The following is an 18,691-nucleotide window of genomic DNA, read 5'->3' as shown; positions in this document are numbered from 1 at the left end:
GGCTATTCTCCCTTCGTCCAATCTAAAATGACCTTGCCGGCATTGCCGGAAATCATCGCTTCAAACCCTTTTTCGTAGTCCGCCGCATCAAAGCAATGGGTAATCATGTCGGAAATATCCAGTCCTGACTGCAGCAGTACTGTCATCTTATACCAGGTATCCCAAACCTTTCTGCCGTAAATCCCTCTGAGATTGAGTCCGTTAAAAATGACCGTCTCCAAATCCACCGGCGTATGTTTTCCCTGCAGCCCAAGTAGCGCAAGCTTTCCGCCATGCTTCATAGATTTTATCATGGTGTCAAGCCCCGCCGGACTCCCTGACATTTCCATACCGATGTCAAAGCCTTCCCGCATACCAAGGTTTTCCATGACGCCCTGCAAGTTTTCACAAGACAGATTTACTGTTCTGTCAGCACCCATCTTTTTCGCCAGCTGCAGGCGATACGGATTGAAATCGGTCACCACCACATGACGCGCACCGGAAAATCTGGCGACAGCCGCCGCCATGCAGCCGATGGGTCCTGCGCCTGCGATGAGAACATCCTCACCCAATGTATCATAGGAAAGCGCCGTATGCACCGCATTTCCAAATGGATCAAAAATTGCGTACAGTTCTTCCGGAATATCTTTGCTGCATCTCCATACATTCTCCTTCGGAATGACCAGATATTCCGCAAACGCGCCGTTTCGATTGACGCCCACGCCTTTGGCGTCCTTGCAGTTTTCTTTATGCCCTTCCAGACAATTTCTGCAAACGCCGCAGGTAATATGTCCCTCGCCGGAGACGATATCCCCTGCCGCAAAATCCTTCACGCCGCTACCTACTTCCACGATTTCTCCAACATATTCGTGTCCGGCAATAAGACCCAGGGGAATCGTATCCTGTGCCCACTGATTCCACTGATAAATGTGTACGTCCGTACCGCAAATCGCAGTCTTATGGATTTTAATTTTAACATCGCCTTCGCCTACTTCCGGCACCGGCACCCGCTTTCTCGTAAGTCCGGGAGCAGCTTGCTCCTTGACTAGCGCCCACATGGTATCGGTTTTCATTTTACACCTCTCTTGTCATTTGATAGGAAAATCATACCACCGAGATGATTCGTCATGCAAACGGCAGCGCGTTTCATTTGGAGAAATACTCTTAACTTTCGTTTCATTTAAAGAAATATCTGGCGAAGAATTTGTGTTTCTTTCCTGTTTTCTCCACAAAAAAATCCCCAAAATCAAAACTTTGGGGATTTAAATGAAACTGTAATAAATACGATACAATCGCTCTTTCTTTTTCCTAGAACAAATCACTGTATGAGCCGGTTCGAATGAGGCTTAACTCTAATGCATCCTGCATCACTTTATAAACTAACAGCCAGTCCGGTTCAATGCGCAAAGTGAAATTACATTTCTGTGCCATCATTCCACCTTCGGAAAGATAGTCTTATAACTGTATCCACGTCGTAAGCGCAGCTACCAGCGTCCGATCTGTATAATCCGCACCGGAATCGATTGCCGCAAGCAGTTTCTGCTCCGCCTGCGTCTGCTCAGAAACCTTCTTTCCTGCCAGCATCTTCCTGACCATACCCATCATCATCTTGTCAGTGCCACTGACTTTGGCAGGGTCATAAGCCCCCGGAAAGAACCAGCATGGCAAGCTGCTGATTGCTGTTTCGGCATCAGACAGCTTTCGCTGCCTGCCGGCAGTTTGACGAACCAGCATCTTAAACGATGACTCCACCTTAAAAAAGTTCAGCTCACGCAGCTCCTGCTGCTGCCCTTCCTCCATCACATTAAGCCCGACCACAAAGATACCCGCTTTTTTTCCGGCAATCTTTGGATACCACTTCTTAAAACGGTCGATGCCGACAATTCTGCCTGCGTGGACGGCGCCGCCAAAGACAACCGTCTCATACTGCCTTAGCATCTGTGCACTGCATTCCTCCGCTTTCAGCAAATCTCCGCCGGTTTCCTCACAGATCCACCGGGCATACTGTTCTGTCGTTCCATATTTCCCTGCGTAAATTACTGCAATGTTACTCATCCTAAATTCTCCGTCATTTGCTTAAAATACCGATTAAATCATACATTTCTCTGTCAATTTCCCGCTTCTGCTCCAGCGCTTCCTGTAAATCATAGGAGACAATTTCGCCGTTCACCGTGCCGATGGCTTTACTGCCTGCGTCCGCACGTAAAAGTTCCACTGCTTTGGCACCGGTCATGGTCGCCAGCATTCGGTCACGAAGCGTCGGGCTGCCGCCTCTCTGCAAATAAGAAAGCACGACCGGTCTTGTCTCTCTGCCGGTTCGCTCCTCAATGGTCGCTGTCAAAGCCGCCGTCGAAATTTCTACGCCTTCGGCTTTGATAATAATACTGTGCTGCTTGCCGCGGTTTGCACCGATGAGGATTTTTCGGCACAATTCGTTGATATCCATATCAATTTCCGGAATCAAAACCGCCTCCGCACCGCCGGCAAGCCCTGCGTACAAAGCGATATCGCCACAGTGCCTACCCATCACTTCGATTACAGTCGTTCGCTCATGGGAAGAAGAGGTGTCGCGAATCTTGGAAATCCCCTCCAGCACCGTGCTGACCGCCGTATCAAATCCGATGGTAAAATCTGTATATCCAAGATCGTTGTCGATGGTGCCAGGAAGTCCCATCACCCTGATGCCACGCCGGTTAAGGTCACATCCACCGCGCAGCGATCCATCGCCGCCGATGACAACCAGACCTTCAATACCAAAAGTTTCCAGTACGTTCACCGCATGAGCCTGCCCCTCCTCAGTACGAAATCGTTTACTCCTGGCAGTCTTCAAAATTGTACCGCCGCGGTGAAGAATGTCACCTACAGAATTCCTATCAAGTTGACAAATTTCGCCATCTAACAGTCCTTCATAGCCGCGTTTAATTCCATATACTTCCATACCTGCTTCGATGCCGCAGCGCACCACCGCGCGAATGGCCGCGTTCATGCCCGGAGAATCTCCGCCACTGGTTAACACACCGATTCGTTTCATGTTCTCACTCTCCCTTTAATGTTCGGTCTTCCGACCATTTCTGCCACCGTATCAAACAGCGCAATAGACGGATAAACACCGCCGCCAGCGCCGGTTCTCACGATTTTTCCATTTTGCAGATAAATCAGCACCGGCGTGTTTCCAGGATATTCCTTAAAAATCTCCTGCAGTCTCCCAAGGATTTCCTGCTCATCTGCCTCCTGCGGAATCCGTACCTTGACAGTTTCCGCGCCTGTCCCGGCACCCTGGGTTCTGCCACCTTGCGCGTTTCTGCCTCTTTCCGGCGCCGCCTGTTCGTGTTGCAGATGCTGCTCCACATCATGAATGCCTACGACAGAATCAGCAAGTAGCTTCGGCATCTCATCTTCCTTAAAATTCAGTTTACCTTTCACGACTACGACGTTATCCTCCAGAATCGCTGCGCTGCACCGTTCGTATACATTCGGAAATACTACGACCTCTACTTCGCCGAAAAGATCCTCCAGATTGACAAATGCCATCATCTTGTTGTTCTTTGTAATTTGATTTTTCTTGCCGGCAATCATACCAGCTAGCGTTACGGTCATGCCGTCCTGAATGCGGCTATCGTGATGCCCCTCTTCAGAAGCCGCTGCCAGTTCCTCACTGGTCACGCTTGCATACTTCTGTATTTTATCCGCGTATTCGTTCAGTGGATGGTCGGTAATATATACGCCCAGCATTTCTTTTTCCATGGCAAGGAGAATATCCTTGCTGAAATTATTCACATCAGGCAGCGTCCCCGACGTATCGCCGCTGTTCATCTCTTCACTGCTGATGGCAAAGAGAGAAAGCTGACCGGCGATATTCTTCTTAGCACTGTTCTGCGCTGATTCGACTAGTCCCTCGTAGACTGCTAGGTGCGCCGCCCGGTTTTGGTTCAGGCAGTCAAGGGCGCCCGCCTTAATCAGACTCTCTACCGCTTTCTTGTTGACTTCGCTGATTTCCACGTTATTGATAAACTGGAAAATATCCTGCGGTCGTCCTTTTTCTTCTCTCGCCTTGATGATAGCGTCGATGGCACCTTCACCAACGTTCTTGACACCCAAAAGCCCAAAGCGAATCTTTCCATCTACCACGGAAAACTTTTTCTGACTTTCATTGATGCAAGGCGGCAGTACCTCGATACCCATTTCCTTACAGTTTCTAATATATTTGGCAATGGACTTGGCATCTCCCATGACACTGGTCATCAGCGCTGCCATAAATTCCACCGGATAGTATTTCTTTAAATATCCCGTCTCGTAAGCTACTACCGCATATACCGCTGCGTGAGATTTGTTGAACGCATACTGGGCAAAAGTTTCCATGTCCGAAAAGATAGACTCCGCTGCTGCTTCACTGATACCGTGACGCACACAACCTTCAATCTCAATATTGCCGTTTTCATCCGTCTTCCCATGAATGAAGTACTCTTTTTCCTGCAGCATCACATCTTTCTTCTTTTTGCTCATGGCACGGCGCACGATGTCAGAGCGACCAAAGCTATAGCCTGCAAGCTCCCGCACAATCTGCATAACCTGCTCCTGATAAACAAGGCAGCCATAAGTTACATCCAGAATCGGAGCAAGCTGCGGCGTCACATATTTGATATGATCCGGATTCTTCTTATTTTCAATGTACTTTGGAATAGAATCCATTGGTCCCGGACGGTATAGAGAAATACCCGCTACTACATCTTCAAAACAAGAAGGTCTCAGGTTTTTCATAAACTGCGTCATGCCGCCACTTTCCAGCTGAAATACGCCTAAAGTATTGCCGCTTGCGATCATATCGTAGACGGCTTTGTCATCGTAGCCCATTTTGGCAAAGTCGATGGTCACGCCATAATTTTTCTCAATAAGTTCTAATGCGTCCCGAATGACGGTCAGGTTCCGAAGACCCAGAAAGTCCATTTTCAAAAGTCCCAGTTCCTCAATGGTTGTCATATTGAACTGGGTAGCAACACCTTTATCGGACATATAAAGCGGCACGTATTCGTCCAAAGGCAGCTTTGAAATTACAACGCCTGCCGCATGGGTTGACGCATGGCGCGGCATGCCCTCAATAGCGCGAGACATGTCGATCACCTTTGCAATCCGGGCGTCGCTTTCATACATGGCTTTCAGCTCCGGATTCATGGAAAGCGCCTTATCGATAGTCATTTTCAAATCAAAAGGAATCGCCTTAGCGACTCTATCTGCTTCCGCATAACTGAGATTCAACGCTCTTCCCACATCCCTGACCGCAGCTTTTGCTTTCATGGTTCCAAAGGTGATAATCTGCGAAACGTTTTCTTTTCCATATTTCTTGATTACATAATCAATAACTTCTCCGCGGCGTTCGATGCAGAAGTCGATATCGATATCGGGCATACTGACACGCTCTGGGTTCAGAAAACGCTCGAAAATCAAGCTGTACCTAATGGGATCAAGGTCGGTAATTCTAAGAGTGTACGCAACCAGACTTCCTGCAGCGGAGCCTCTTCCCGGTCCTACCATAATGCCGTTTCTCTTGGCAAAATCGATGAAGTCCCATACAATCAAAAAGTATTCCACATAGCCCATGTCCTCGATGACGCCAAGTTCATAATCGAGTCTCTCCTGAAGCTTTGGCGTAATTTCATCATAGCGCTCTTCCAGTCCCTTCTGGCAAAGTTCCCGCAAATACTGCTGGTTGGTCTTGCCAGCAGGCGGAATAAATTCCGGCAGATGATAATCTCCAAAAACAAATTCTACGTTGCATTCCATGGCGATTTTATGTGTATTTTCAATAGCCTCCGGAGCATAAGCGAAGATTTTCCTCATCTCATCTTCGCTCTTTAAGTAGAACTGATCGTTAGGAAAGCGCATGCGCTTTTCATCGTCAATGGTAGTTGCTGTCTGAATGGCCAGCAGCACATCATGAGCCTCCGCATCTTCCTGCTTTACGTAATGTACATCGTTGGTTGCAACCAGTGGAATATCCAACTCTTTGGACAGCTTAACAAGCTGCGGGTTAATCATAGCCTCTTCATCAAGTCCCTGATCCTGCAATTCCAAATAGAAGTTTCCGTGACCAAAAATCTCATCCAGCGCCTGCGCTTCTGCCTTTGCTCCCTCGTAGTCCCTGTTTAAAAGACAGCTCTGCACCTTCCCTGCAAGGCAGGCAGACAATGCGATAATACCTTCGCTGTGAGCGCGCAGTACATCCTTATCGATTCTCGGTTTATAGTAGTATCCTTCGGTAAAGCCTTTAGATACGATTTTAATCAGGTTCTTGTAGCCATCGTTGGTCTTTGCCAAAAGAACCAGATGTCCCTGATACTTGTCCTTATCAGCATCTTTGTCATACATGGTCCTTGCCGCCGTATAGACCTCACAGCCGATCACCGGTTTAATGCCCTGTTTTTTGCACTCTTTGTAAAAATCGATGACGCCGAACATGACGCCATGGTCGGTGATAGCAAGGGAATCCATGCCCAGTTCTTTAGCACGGGCTACTACGTCGGTAATTCTCGCCGCACCGTCCAGCAGGCTGTATTCTGTATGAACATGTAAATGTGTAAATGCCATGTGTGTTACCTCTCCACTATGTATGCTGACTCACTTTCTTTTAGGAGTCTGTCAAAATCGCTTTCGTATGTTCTATGCAGTTACTTTTCCTTTATCCGCTAAAATTTCTGCATCTACTTCTTCTGATGTTTCTCTATGATTTCTGCCAGAACTGTCAACGCTCGTGCCAAGTCAGCCGGATCTGCATAAGCATAGGAAAGCCTGATGGCGTGATTTTCTGCGTAGTCGTACACATTGCCGGGATTCAGCAAAATACCAGCCTTCAAAGCCTCTGTAAAAATTTTGTCCATTGGCAGCCGCTTATCGAAACGAAGCCAAATATAAAATCCGCCTTTTGGTTTGTTCCATGTAGCTAAGTCTTTAAAATATTTATCCAGCGTTGCCAGCGCATTATCTCTGCGCGCCCGAAGTTCCCTGCGAAGTTGTTCCAAATAGATATCGTAATCGCCGCTTGTGATTAATTCCGTCATCATCCACTGTGAAACAGAACTAGCGCCGTAATCGGTCTGCATTTTTACATCGCCCAGTCTATAAACCACCGCCTCGGGTCCGACAACCCATCCGATTCTAAGTCCTGGCGCCATGGTCTTTGAAATCGTTCCCATGTAAATGACAGAGCCGGTTTTATCTCTGGATTTGAGAGAAGCTGGCGGCTTTTCGTCCAGCCACAGCTGACCGTATGCGTCATCCTCCAAAATCGGCATAGGCTGTTTCTGGCAAAATGCCATAACCTCTTTTCGACGCTTTTCGCTCATGACCGTGCCTGTCGGATTGTGGAATGTAGGAATCGTATAAAGGAGCGACTCATTAGAAGCATCCTTGATATTCCAGTACTGCAGTCCTTCCTCATCCAGCGGTACACCATGAAGGTTCATCCCTGCCGACTGAAAAATCTGCAGAGACTTCAAATAAGACGGCGCTTCTGTATAAACGTCGCTTCCCCGCTTCAGCATACACACAGAAACCAGCTGCAGAGCCTGCAGGGAGCCGCTTGCAATCATAATATTAGATGCTTTAGCATCGATTCCCTGACTTTCTTTTAGCCATGCAGAAAGCGCCTGTCCCAGCTCTGGAAGACCTAAAGTACCTAAATAGCCCAGATTAGGAATCCGCTCCGGCATTCTGCGAAAAATCTTGCTAATCAGCTTGCCCGGATACAGCTCTGGCGATAATTCGCCTGTGCCGATACGAATATATCCTGGTTCAAATTCCATCTTGTTGATGGTCTGAATGGTAGATAGATTGGCGCCAAAAGGTCCGCTTGCAATGTATTTGTTCCAGTCCGGAGGCTGGCTCATACGCAGAGACCAAGTGTTGCTGGCAACTCTCGTGCCGCCTCCGAAATCACTTTCTAAAATGCCATAAGAAATCAGTTCTTCCATAGCACTGACAATAGTGCTTCTGTTAACTTCAAAAGCCTTTGCCATAGCTCTTTGGCTGGGCAAACGACTGCCGATTACCCAGTCCCCCGCAGCTATTTTATCACTGATATATTTCACAATTTGTCTGTAAATCGGCGTTTTATTCTGTTTGTCAGGTTTCCAGTCCAGTGTAATCATTTGGTTGGTTTCTTTCCTTTTCTTTGGTCGACAACAAAGATGATACTCTATGCTATTATTTTACCATACCTGATCAAAAAATAAAATAATATTGGAGGATTACTATGCCACTTTTCTTACGAGGATTCAACAGCAGATGATTGTGTAATTGCATAAAAAAGAGCGAGTCCCTCTGGCTATCGGAAGACCCGCTCTTTTTTAGTATATTTCATGCACTATCTTATAGGCTTTCTGCAGAAAATCCGCATATTTATTACGACATTTATTACGACATCAGCGCACAATCCAGCTACCATTTTTGTTGGAACCACTACGTGTAATACTACCTTCATCCTTTAGCTTCTTCAAAATGCGCTGCGCTTGCCGTTCAGAAATGTTAAGCTGCTCAGCCAATCCTTTTGCTGAATATTTTCCCCTCTGTTGCAGAAGCTTAAGCATCTGTCTTTCTATTGTAGCTCTGTCATCTACCAATCTTTTCCCTTCTGCTAAATCCAGTAACAAATCACGAATGACTTCTAAGATATAGCAAACAAAGATTGTAGATTCTCCGCTGACATTTGCATCATTTAACGCTTTATAATAAGCTTCCTGCTTTTCATGTATCATCATTTCGATGGGCAACCATAAAAAGAAGTCTTTCCACTTTGCTAATATCAAAGTATGCCACAGGCGTCCAGTTCTCCCATTCCCATCAGCAAAGGGATGAATAAATTCAAACTCATAATGGAAGATGCACGATTTTATTAAAGGATGCAACGCTGAATTTCTTAGCCAGCTGAATAGCTCGTCAATTAATTCAGGCACGTATTGAGGTGGCGTACCTGCATGAATTAGTGCAGTGCCTGCGTACACACCAACTCCTTTGCTTCGAAAGCGCCCCGCTTCCCCCACTAAATCAGCCATCATAATTTTATGCGCTTTGAGCAAATCTTCTATGGAATACGGATTCAATTCCGTCAGCAAATCGTATGCCTCATATGCATTCTTTACTTCGCGAATGTCCTTCGGAGGTCCCAGTACTCGTTTGCCTGCAATGATATCGCTTACTTGCTCAATCGTCAGTGTATTCTGTTCTATTGCCAGCGATGAATAGATTGAAAGAATTCGGTTTTCTCTGCGAAGCTTTGGATTTCTCGATAATCCATTCGCAGTGGAAATTTGTCCCGCTAAGTCGCCAATCTGAATCACTAAATTGGTAATTTCTTCTGTCATCGTGAACGGCGGTTCATAATAATCCATCAATATTTTCACCTCCCAGCATATCATTTCTCCTATAGTATTCCCACTACCCGTAGATATAAAAATTATATCTTGACCTATCTACCGAATCAATGAAATGATTTTGTGTTTCAGACTGCTTCTATGCACATTTTTCTATATACTTTTATTTTGGGACGGAATCTGCGCAATCACCACTGCCGCAAAGATAACAGCACATCCTATCCCCTCTATGATAGTAAGGTGCTCTTTCAGTATCAGCACTCCAAATATTACAGAAAATACTGCCTCCAAACTCAAAATCAGTGATGCAACCGCCGGCTCCGTATCTTTTTGACCCAGAACCTGTCCGGTATATCCGACACCAGTAGAAATCACACCGCAGTACAGGATCGGAAGCCAGCAATCCAAAATGTCTGAAAGCACCGGCGTTTCAAAAATCAGCATACAGGCGATTCCTATGACACCGCTTGTAAGAAACTGCACACATGAAAGTCTGATTCCATCGCACTTCGGCGAAAAACAATCTACTGCCAAAATGTGAACAGAAAACGCAACTACACATAGCAGGATATACAGTTCTCCTGTACTGAGTCGAAATCCCTCTCTCTTTCCTGCCATAGTAAGCAGGTAAAAGCCAAATGCCCCTAACAATATACTGACCCATATCAGCGTTCTTACATGCTTGCCAAGAAAAAGCCCAAGCAGCGGAACGATTACTATGTACAGAGAGGTGATAAAACCAGTCTTCCCAGCACTTGTTTCAAAATAGAACCCAAACTGCTGCAGTGATGTTGCCAAGCATAAAAAACATCCGCAGCATATGCCTCCAATCAGCAGGTTTTTCTTGTCTTCTTTCTCATCTCGCTTCACTTCCCTGGAGCTTCCTGCACTCTTGTCTTTTCCTGCTACCTTAAGTAAATAAATTACCGGTATTAGCGCCAGACCTCCAATAAACATGCGAATTCCATTATATGTAAACGGTTGTAATACTGCTCCCGCTTTCTGTGCTACAAGTCCGCCGCCCCAAATGACTGCTGTCATAAGCAGTACTAAATTGCTTTTAAAGCTATTTTTCATGTCCTCATCCTTTCCTGTTTTTAATCATTATAACACCGCCAGTTTTTTCTGAAACAACCATGTTAGAAAAATAAGACCAACCAAACAGAAACTTGGTTGGTCTCTTTTTTCCCGTCTTGGTGGGTTACAAAGGCAGTTTTCTGTGGTATGATTTTATTGATATTAACTTAGAAGGAGTTTTTTTATGCCACTTTTTTTACAAGGATTTACCATCGGACTTGCCTATGTAGCACCCATTGGTCTACAGAATCTCTTTGTTATCAACACTGCACTGACACAAAAAAAGAGCCGTGTCTATCTGACTGCTCTGATTGTCACGTTTTTTGATGTTACGCTGGCATTAGCCTGCTTTTTCGGCATCGGCGCCATTATGTCAGCTTTTGAGTGGTTGCAGATGATTGTCCTCGGCGCAGGCAGTCTAATTGTCATGTGGATTGGAATCGGTCTTCTACGAGCAAAGGACAGTATGGATACCTCCACCAAAGTCGATATTCCGATTTTGAAGGTGATTTCCAGCGCATGCGTTGTTACCTGGTTCAATCCCCAGGCAATCATCGACGGCACCATGCTACTCGGCGCATTTCGAACTACCCTGCCGAAAGAGCATGTAGCGGAGTTTATTCTGGGTGTCAATTTATCATCCTTTGTGTGGTTTTTCGGCATCTCTACAATCTTAGCTCTGTTCAGCGCCAAATTCAACGACAAAGTGCTTCGCATTATCAATATCATCTGCGGCGCAATCATCGTATTCTACGGTGCAAAACTATTCATCAATTTTGTGCAGATGGTTGTGTAATTACATTAAAAGAGCGAGTCCCTCTAGTTACCAGACGACTCGCTCTTTTTATTGCATTTTAGGAGAATTAGTCATTGCGCCTATGTTTGTTAATTCCTGTAATACTGCTGGGTAAATCTTTACTAACGCCTATAAGAGGAATTGATATTTTCTCTCCTCATATAATTCCCAGCACGATACCCACATAATCCACAATCAGCCCTAATACTTCCATCTTAGTTCCTCCAATCCAATGTGCTTCATTTCGGTATCTTACTACTTATTCATAGTTTACCATTTTTCGACGCAACATTCAATTTTATCTTACCTACAGACGCAGCAAAAGAGCGATTTAACCTAAATTGCCATTTTTTTAAAAAAGTGTATAAAAGATTCGCCTTGCCATTTTATATGCCTTGCAATTTATGCAAGATGTGGAATAGTTTTATAAAATTCTTACAAAAAACGCAAGATTTCAGTAATATAGCAAGAATAAATCCTCGCAAGAACAACTGCTAATTAAATCGTCTCAAATATGTTTATACATTTTTTTAGCATTTTTTGATTTTCGGTTAAGAATCCCACCTCCTTCTTATACACTTTTTTCTAAAAACACCTGTTTTAAGTTAAATCATTGCGGCGATAGCGACCTTGCCGTGCCCCCTGCAAACCACCTGCTATTTTCTAAAATATGTTATAATCCCTAAAACCAGGTGGAATACTGTTATAAGCGAAACACATCAGGAGGTATAAAATGCTGAAAGAAAATGTTATGATACAGTTTTTAAAGAAGTTTGATGCTTGTCCTTTCACCATAAAAATGGGAAAAAAAGAGTATCAGATTGGAGATGGGATTCCTGCCTTTGCTGTTAAATTCCATAAAATGATTCCATTAGGCGATCTGTCCACCAGTACTTCTTTGGCACTAGGTGAAGCATACATGGACGGCAATCTGGAAGTTGAGGGCAGTCTTTATGAAGCGCTTGATCTTTTCCTTGGACAAATCGGAAAGTTTTCCACCGATCACAACGCACTGAAAAAGCTAATCTTCCCATCCAGATCAAAAAAGAATCAGGAAAAAGAGGTCAAAAGTCATTACGATATCGGCAATGATTTTTATAAATTATGGCTTGACGAAACGATGAGTTATTCCTGCGGCTATTTTCGATGCGCTAACGACAGTCTCTATCAGGCACAGGTCAACAAAGTCGATTACATTCTGGAAAAACTATGCCTGAAGGAAGGCATGCGACTTCTGGATATCGGCTGCGGCTGGGGATTTCTTTTGATCAGGGCGGCAAAGAAATACGGTGTACGCGGCATGGGGATTACACTCAGTCAGGAACAGTATGACGAATTTAAGCGGCGAATTGAGGCAGAAGGACTTTCGGACCTGCTGGATGTCAGACTGATGGACTATCGGGATCTTGAGAAGTCCAATCTGCAGTTTGACCGCATTGTCAGCGTCGGTATGGTAGAACACGTGGGACGCGGTAATTATCAACAGTTTATCGATTGTGCCGCACATGTGCTGAAACCAGGCGGATTATTTCTGCTTCACTTTATCAGTGCGCTGAAAGAATTTCCTGGCGATCCGTGGATAAAAAAATACATCTTTCCCGGCGGTGTCGTGCCAAGTCTCCGAGAAATGCTGACCTGTATGGCGGAAGATGATTTTCATACACTGGATATAGAAAATCTGCGCAATCACTACAACCGCACTCTGTTATGCTGGGAAAAGAATTTTCGCGACCATATAGAAGAAGTTCAGAAGATGTTCGGAGAACGGTTCGTCCGCATGTGGGAGATGTATCTGTCCTCCTGTGCAGCCACATTTCACAACGGAATCACTGATCTTCACCAGATTCTTATGTCTAAAGGCGTAAACAACGATCTGCCTATGGTAAGATGGTATTAGAAAAGAGCCAGGTCTGTCTCAAAATCAACTTTGCCTTAAATGGTGCATACGCAAAGAGGATGTCTCATTTTATTTGAGACATCCTCTTCATCTCAGCTATTTCTTTGTCCAAAGTCTGTTTGCGTATCTGCACTGTTTCAGCGCTGTCTTTGCAATCAGCTTCCCATCTTTATCATAGACTCTGAGCTGGACTTTGTAGTAGTACATCTGCCCTTTCTTTCCGGTAGTATTGGTATAAGTTTTTGCTTTCTTTGTTAACGCTGCCTTATAGCCGGACGCTTTCTTTGTAGAACGGTAATATCTGTATTTTACAGTATAGCCCATCTCTTCCAGTTCTTTAACAGCTGTCTCCGTAGCCTTATCTGCTTTTACAGTGACTTTCACATTCTTCTTGCTGGTTCTTTCTGAGCGAGCGGTTAGTTTCATCGCACCAACCTTTCCCTTTACTGCTTCAGGGCCTGGAGAAAGCGGCGTGTTCGGATCGTCAATATCCGTTCCCGGCTCATCATCTGCAGGCGGCTCAATCCATCCTGCGGAAGCCCTTTCCTTTGTATAGTCATCTGTATAATGGAATAGGATTACATCGCCGTCTTTGATGACCTGCTCTGCAACACCGTTTTTTACATATACACCATTAACCGTATACATCCAGCCAGAGTTCGGTCCGTTGTCAAACTCGGCAAGACCGTTGATGGCACTGATGTAGTTGCCGGTGCTGTTGGAAAATCCCATTCCCTTGACACTCAAGGCTTTTTCAATCACATCCAGAACCTTTGCGTCCTTATCCACAGTCACTTCCATAGCAGAAATCCATTCCCGGTCGATTGTACCCTTTTTATAAGTATGTGAAACGCCGTCCTCGCCGTGCTTCTCATCACCGAGCAGAGTAAAGGTGACTTTTATCTTGTTATCCTCAGGCGCAGAAATTTGCTGTTCAGCTACAGTAATCTGCTGTTCCACAGTCTTTTCCTGATAAGAAATTGTCACACCGGTTACATCTTTTGTAAGAGGTGCAGCTTCATAAGTATAGTCTGTAATTTCTTCTTTCTTTCCACTGTTATATACTGCACTTACAACCATACCAGACGGGTTAAAATATTCTCCTGCGATATACGCCGTCTTTGAAGGCGCTTTTGTAATTTCAATCTTTGTCACTTCCAAAGGTGTTACAGTTACCGGTACTTCTGCGATTTTTCCTCCCAGGCTGACCATTACTTTCTGTGTATCCTTCTCCATAACAGAAGGCGTCACGCTGTAACCGCCTGTTACAGTTCTCTCTGTGCCGTCTGCATAAGTGACTTTCAGACTCATACCTTCCCCATCAAAGGACTCGCCCTCAAAGTATGCTGTTTTTTTCGGCTGCGTAACCACTTCAACGACTTCGATGTCGCCGGCAGCGTCAGCTTTTTCGACCTGCAAGGTAATATCCGGCAAAATTCCAAAATATGCTGTCTGACTGACTGCGGTAAAGTTTGGAGAAGCGCCTACTTCATAGGTAATTTCTCTGTGTGCGCCGTAGCTGCTTCCAAATCCAAAAGTGAAAAGACCCCCTTGGGATACAGTCAGTGTGTCTTTTGTATAATCCGCCGGAATAGCTGCTGCATCGCCCTTTTTCAGGCTATAGTTAGTGCTGCCAAAGAACATAGTCTTTGTAATGCTAACCTGATTTTCCATAGTCTGCGCTTTGGCATTAGCTGCAAAATTGTACTGTGCTGCGGTTCCTCCAACGGTTTTACCTTCCATTCCTTCTACCGTCTGATAGATTACCGCTGCTGACATATTATAAATTCCCGCTAGCTTATTGACAGGATGATACAATGTATCGAAACTGATTGCAAACTGGTCGCCTGCCACTAACGCCTTGCCCGGCGTAGTCTTGTTGGTAACCGCTGCTTTGACACCTTTCGCAGAAACCACCTGATAATCGCAGGCAGTTCCGTCGCTGACCTTCACAATATTTCTGCCTTCGACCAACTTTACAGTATAACTGCCGTCTGCATTTCTTTCAGCTGGCACAAACCCACCATAGTTCAGCTTTCCGCCAGCATAATTAGGATTTGCCACCTCTACAGAAGCAACTTCACCTGTCGGTGTAAATGTATAGCTTCCATGGGCATCATCATAAACTGTTTTTTCCCCGGCAGCATCAGTCATCTCTGTCAGATAGTAAATGATATCCAGCTCCGCATCCAAGTCATCCCCTGCGAGTTTTCCATTGCTGACGGTTGCGTTCGTCTCGGTATTTACCTTAGCGTTGACACTGACCGTACTATCAGATGATCCTACAGATACTACAAACACACCTGTATTTTCCGGCCAGATTGCACCAAAGAACGGACCGCCAACCGCAGAAATATTATTAAAAGCGTCATAGGTTACAAGTACCACTGCAGTACCTTCCTTCTGCGCAGTCACTTTTCCACTTTCTGATACGGATACCACATCACTTGGTGTTCCGTCAAAGTTGACAGCCTCATAGTGATAGTCCGGCTCAATAAAGTAATTATTTGTAAGGGTGTCTACTGCCTCCCAGTTTCTCAGAGATACGATCTGGTATTCGTCGTTTTTCTTCAACTTCAGATAGCCTGCGGGATTGATGTTCAGATAAATGTCTGCCATGTTGTAATTCTTATTTGAAGTTGAAGCTTTATCGACGGTTTTAGCGTTTTTTCCTTCCGGCTTCAAATCGCTTTCAGAAACATTTAAGATATACGGATCTTTGGACGCTGCCGGTGACTTGAATTTTCCGGTATAAGTCACATAGCCTTTCCCACTGATTCTGAAATTGTAATCCTTGTTTGCCGGCAGATTATAGGATACCGTCTTCAGCCCTTCCTCAGCCGGCACTTCACCAATAGTCTCCTGCTCTATAAACGGCTTGAAGTGTTTTTCCTTCGTGCCGACAAATACTTTTGCATCCGCCGGCACAGTAATCTGTACATTTCCTGTCTGCACATCTGCTTCCGCAGCAAATGCCATAGACGGCATCATGCAAAGTACCATGACGATACTTAGAAGAATGGCAGAAAATTTCTTTACTGTTTCGTTTTTCTTCATGTGTTCTTCCTTTCTACATTTCTGCCCACAAAAAAACTGCAGGCTCTTTGCCTACAGTCCGCATTTACTGTATCTAAACTCTGGATTCTTACGGTTACCTCGCCGCGGGATCCTCATCTCATGCAGGTCTCCTGGCTCATGGATTATCGTTTTTCTTTCCCTTCCCAGGTCTCCCCAGTGGGTGGCTCTTCACCAGTGGTAAAAACAATCCAATTACAGTGGCGGGTCCGCGCAAGGCTCTCACTTGCTTCCCTCTTAGCTCCCCTGTGGTACGCACAAGGAAGAACACAAAATGGTTTCTTTATATTTTGTTTTTAATTATAATCTGGAGAGACTTTGGATTTCCTTTTCGCAAAGCTAACTCCTATTTCATTATATCCTTGTGATTATTTTTTTGCAATACAATATTTTCAAATATATACTATACATAAATGGCAATAGGTCAAAACGAGACAATTTGGTCAATTGCCAAGGTGAATTCCAGTTTGCCTAAGTAAATGTCAGGTACGCAAGAGTGGAGGATGTAAAAAGCTATGGAAAGTAGTGAAATTGATGCCAGAATAGGGTAAAATAGTGTTAATGCAGGGAAATTCGGGCATAACAAAAAGCCGTCAGCATTCATATTTTTATTTTTGCCAGAGTGAATTCTGCCGGCTGATGGTCTTGTGAAACTAGCGATATATCCCGGTAATCCATTAAAAATTAAAGTTCTAGCAGTTCATCGTGTTTTACGTAGCATTTGCGTTCTTCGCACCATAAAGGCTGGGTGTCTGGTCCTTTCCAGCTGTCCCATGGACCGGCGGAATAGCCGTATTCCAGACGGTAGGCTTGCAGATAATTTAACTGCCAGCCGTCGCTGTCCAGATACTCCCATGGATTGGATTCAATCTCATGACCAGAGCGAACCCAGTTGCGAAGCATGTAACGTTCGCTGCGTGTCATGGGAACAACATCTTCCATTTCATGGAGTGCACAAAGGTTGAACTGATAGTCGATGGATTGTTTATCGTAAATGGTTCGTCTTTTCACAGGGATGCACCTCCTTTTCTAAAGATGGAAGACTTCAGGGTAACTTCTTTGGAAGGAATTCTGCGGCAGCCGAGAAGGTGAAGGGTTTCGGCACCGAAAAAGAATGCAAACATTTCGTGAGGGCATTTGTTGCTTAGGCTTTCCCTGCAGTAAGAATTAATATGATGCATCATGAGTGAAATATCCTCTTGGCAAAGGTGGTCGAAAGAAGTACCTTTCGGCAGGAAATAGCGGATAAACTCGTGATTGCGCTCAATGGATCCTTTCTGCCATGAAGCCTGCGGATCGCAGTAATAGACTGCGGTACGCTTTTTACCGGAAGGATCTTTTTCAATGGCTAGAGGATTGGAAAATTCACTGCCGTTATCGGTAAGGATTAGCGGAAAGAGGTGGCGAAACCGTTCTGATCCCAAAAGGTCATACAGTTTTTTAAAGACATCTGTGACGGATCTGGAATCATTGTAGTCACGCAGAAAGGCCAGCATGAATTCTGCTTTGACAAAATGAATGGTTAGAAGGACTTTGCCGCCTTTCTTTCCTTCAACGGAATCCATTTGGACAACAGGATAGTTTGGATGCTCTTCCATAAATTTTTTAAAATCCTCAAAGGTTCTGCCTTCGCGGCATTTACGGTCGACTTTGAAAGTCTTTTTCTTTTTCCGCGATTTGAAACGGACTTTCCTTGGAAGGTCAAGATTCTTTGCGGAAATCAGTCCGGCATCAATGATTCGGTAAAGGGAGCGTTCGCTAATCATCAGGGAATCGGTATTGGTTACACAGATATGATGAAGGGATTGTCCCTGACGGATTAGCGGAGAGACAATGCGGTCGAAATGCTGCAGCTCTTCTTCGGAAAAGGTAAAGCCTTTGCGGGATTCAGTCAGTTTGCTGCGGTATTCTTTGTCAGCTTGCTTGGCACGGTAAAAATGTTTTTCTAAAGTGCAGTGGGGTCTTGTTTTACAGCCATTACACACGTAGGGTGGCTTGTCCAGTTTTGGGCAGCTGTAAGCTTCAAAATCAGGACAGAAACGACTGCACATACCGCAACTCCTACAGAAGCGGTAATTTCTTCCTGCGTTGCAGGGAAAACACAGTCCGCCGACAAGACAGACATTACGTTTGGTGCAGGCATTGTACTTTTTGCGGAATCCGCCAATACGTTCAACCGACAGATGCGAACGGACTTCCTTTGAGATTGTGGAAGGATCCTTGTCAAGGGCGGATGCGATGGCTTTAAATGATGTACTATTGGAAAGCTGGGTTTCGATGACCATGCGGTCAGACAGTGTAAGATGTTTTTGATTTGTCATGATTGTTACCTCCATTGACCGGGATATGTCTTAAGGTAAATATATCATAAAAATGTGAGAAAAGCAGTTTGTCAGAGTAAATTCTATGTAAGTCTTTGCCATTTGAAATTCCAGTGATACGCAGAATTTATTTTGGCAAATAATAAAGGCTGTAAATTCTTGTTGCATTTCCACTGCACAATTG

13 protein-coding genes and 1 riboswitch are annotated in these 18,691 nt (G+C 44.9%); of the genes, 2 read left to right on the top strand and 11 right to left on the bottom strand.

The genetic code is table 11. The features are described 5' to 3' along the window. Nucleotides 1-2: 2 nt before the first annotated feature. From tdh to V1225_RS06225, 8 genes are all read right to left on the bottom strand, one after another. Nucleotides 3-1,052: an L-threonine 3-dehydrogenase gene (tdh, locus tag V1225_RS06260; protein ID WP_338547932.1), complete on the bottom strand. Its 1,050-nt coding sequence runs from the start codon at nt 1,050-1,052 to the stop codon at nt 3-5. Nucleotides 1,053-1,287: 235 nt separating this feature from the next. Further along, a complete protein-coding gene (locus V1225_RS06255) occupies nt 1,288-1,410 on the bottom strand; it encodes a type II toxin-antitoxin system mRNA interferase toxin, RelE/StbE family (RefSeq protein WP_338547930.1) in 123 nt (40 codons plus the stop codon). 24 nt (nt 1,411-1,434) lie between these two features. Then, a complete protein-coding gene (locus V1225_RS06250) occupies nt 1,435-2,034 on the bottom strand; it encodes a flavodoxin domain-containing protein (protein WP_338547928.1) in 600 nt (199 codons plus the stop codon). A 13-nt stretch (nt 2,035-2,047) separates the two neighbouring features. Then, nucleotides 2,048-3,010: a 6-phosphofructokinase gene (gene pfkA / locus V1225_RS06245; protein ID WP_338547925.1), complete on the bottom strand. Its 963-nt coding sequence runs from the start codon at nt 3,008-3,010 to the stop codon at nt 2,048-2,050. Next, nucleotides 3,007-6,561: a DNA polymerase III subunit alpha gene (locus tag V1225_RS06240; protein WP_161908640.1), complete on the bottom strand. Its 3,555-nt coding sequence runs from the start codon at nt 6,559-6,561 to the stop codon at nt 3,007-3,009. Before V1225_RS06240 ends, pfkA begins: the two co-directional genes overlap by 4 nt. Nucleotides 6,562-6,674: 113 nt before the next feature. Beyond that, nucleotides 6,675-8,120 (bottom strand): PLP-dependent aminotransferase family protein, encoded by a 1,446-nt coding sequence (locus V1225_RS06235; RefSeq protein ID WP_338547922.1) that lies wholly within the window; start codon nt 8,118-8,120, stop codon nt 6,675-6,677. A 273-nt stretch (nt 8,121-8,393) separates the two neighbouring features. Beyond that, a complete protein-coding gene (locus tag V1225_RS06230; RefSeq protein ID WP_160202926.1) occupies nt 8,394-9,359 on the bottom strand; it encodes a Fic family protein in 966 nt (321 codons plus the stop codon). 135 nt (nt 9,360-9,494) lie between these two features. Next, entirely contained in the window at nt 9,495-10,418 is a 924-nt protein-coding gene (locus tag V1225_RS06225) for a DMT family transporter (protein ID WP_160202925.1), read from the bottom strand. A gap of 184 nt (nt 10,419-10,602) precedes the next feature. On the opposite strand from V1225_RS06225, the gene V1225_RS06220 reads away from it, so the two are divergent. Continuing rightward, the gene (locus tag V1225_RS06220; RefSeq protein ID WP_160202924.1) at nt 10,603-11,214 is read left to right on the top strand and encodes a LysE family transporter; all 612 of its coding nucleotides are present in this window, start codon (nt 10,603-10,605) and stop codon (nt 11,212-11,214) included. Nucleotides 11,215-11,947: 733 nt separating this feature from the next. Then, nucleotides 11,948-13,111, top strand: a complete 1,164-nt coding sequence (locus V1225_RS06215) for a cyclopropane-fatty-acyl-phospholipid synthase family protein (RefSeq protein ID WP_161908636.1) — start codon at nt 11,948-11,950, stop codon at nt 13,109-13,111. Between the two features lie 96 nt (nt 13,112-13,207). On the opposite strand, the gene V1225_RS06210 is transcribed toward V1225_RS06215, so the two are convergent. From V1225_RS06210 to V1225_RS06200, 3 genes are all read right to left on the bottom strand, one after another. Beyond that, complete coding sequence (locus tag V1225_RS06210; protein ID WP_338547918.1) at nt 13,208-16,168, bottom strand: DUF4430 domain-containing protein; 2,961 nt, start codon at nt 16,166-16,168, stop codon at nt 13,208-13,210. A 103-nt stretch (nt 16,169-16,271) separates the two neighbouring features. After that, a riboswitch (cobalamin riboswitch) is annotated at nt 16,272-16,474 on the bottom strand. Between the two features lie 396 nt (nt 16,475-16,870). Continuing rightward, entirely contained in the window at nt 16,871-17,197 is a 327-nt protein-coding gene (locus tag V1225_RS06205; protein ID WP_251632575.1) for a hypothetical protein, read from the bottom strand. Then, complete coding sequence (locus V1225_RS06200) at nt 17,194-18,507, bottom strand: IS30 family transposase (RefSeq protein WP_338546425.1); 1,314 nt, start codon at nt 18,505-18,507, stop codon at nt 17,194-17,196. Before V1225_RS06200 ends, V1225_RS06205 begins: the two co-directional genes overlap by 4 nt. Between the last annotated feature and the right edge of the window lie 184 nt (nt 18,508-18,691).

This window comes from Emergencia sp. JLR.KK010, from assembly GCF_037018265.1.
Classification (GTDB): domain Bacteria; phylum Bacillota; class Clostridia; order Peptostreptococcales; family Anaerovoracaceae; genus Senimuribacter; species Senimuribacter intestinalis.
The sequence above is the reverse complement of the archived record's forward strand: the minus strand, read 5'-3'. Positions and strand labels throughout refer to the sequence as shown.

Excerpts from the sequence above, each read along its gene's own strand:
- V1225_RS06240 (WP_161908640.1), bottom strand. The coding sequence starts at position 6,561 with ATGGCATTTACACATTTACATGTTCATACAGAATACAGCCTGCTGGAC.
- V1225_RS06225 (WP_160202925.1), bottom strand. The coding sequence starts at position 10,418 with ATGAAAAATAGCTTTAAAAGCAATTTAGTACTGCTTATGACAGCAGTC.
- V1225_RS06210 (WP_338547918.1), bottom strand. The coding sequence starts at position 16,168 with ATGAAGAAAAACGAAACAGTAAAGAAATTTTCTGCCATTCTTCTAAGT.
- V1225_RS06220 (WP_160202924.1), top strand. The coding sequence starts at position 10,603 with ATGCCACTTTTTTTACAAGGATTTACCATCGGACTTGCCTATGTAGCA.
- pfkA (WP_338547925.1), bottom strand. The coding sequence starts at position 3,010 with ATGAAACGAATCGGTGTGTTAACCAGTGGCGGAGATTCTCCGGGCATG.
- tdh (WP_338547932.1), bottom strand. The coding sequence starts at position 1,052 with ATGAAAACCGATACCATGTGGGCGCTAGTCAAGGAGCAAGCTGCTCCC.
- V1225_RS06255 (WP_338547930.1), bottom strand. The coding sequence starts at position 1,410 with ATGGCACAGAAATGTAATTTCACTTTGCGCATTGAACCGGACTGGCTG.
- V1225_RS06230 (WP_160202926.1), bottom strand. The coding sequence starts at position 9,359 with ATGGATTATTATGAACCGCCGTTCACGATGACAGAAGAAATTACCAAT.
- V1225_RS06235 (WP_338547922.1), bottom strand. The coding sequence starts at position 8,120 with ATGATTACACTGGACTGGAAACCTGACAAACAGAATAAAACGCCGATT.
- V1225_RS06215 (WP_161908636.1), top strand. The coding sequence starts at position 11,948 with ATGCTGAAAGAAAATGTTATGATACAGTTTTTAAAGAAGTTTGATGCT.
- V1225_RS06250 (WP_338547928.1), bottom strand. The coding sequence starts at position 2,034 with ATGAGTAACATTGCAGTAATTTACGCAGGGAAATATGGAACGACAGAA.
- V1225_RS06200 (WP_338546425.1), bottom strand. The coding sequence starts at position 18,507 with ATGACAAATCAAAAACATCTTACACTGTCTGACCGCATGGTCATCGAA.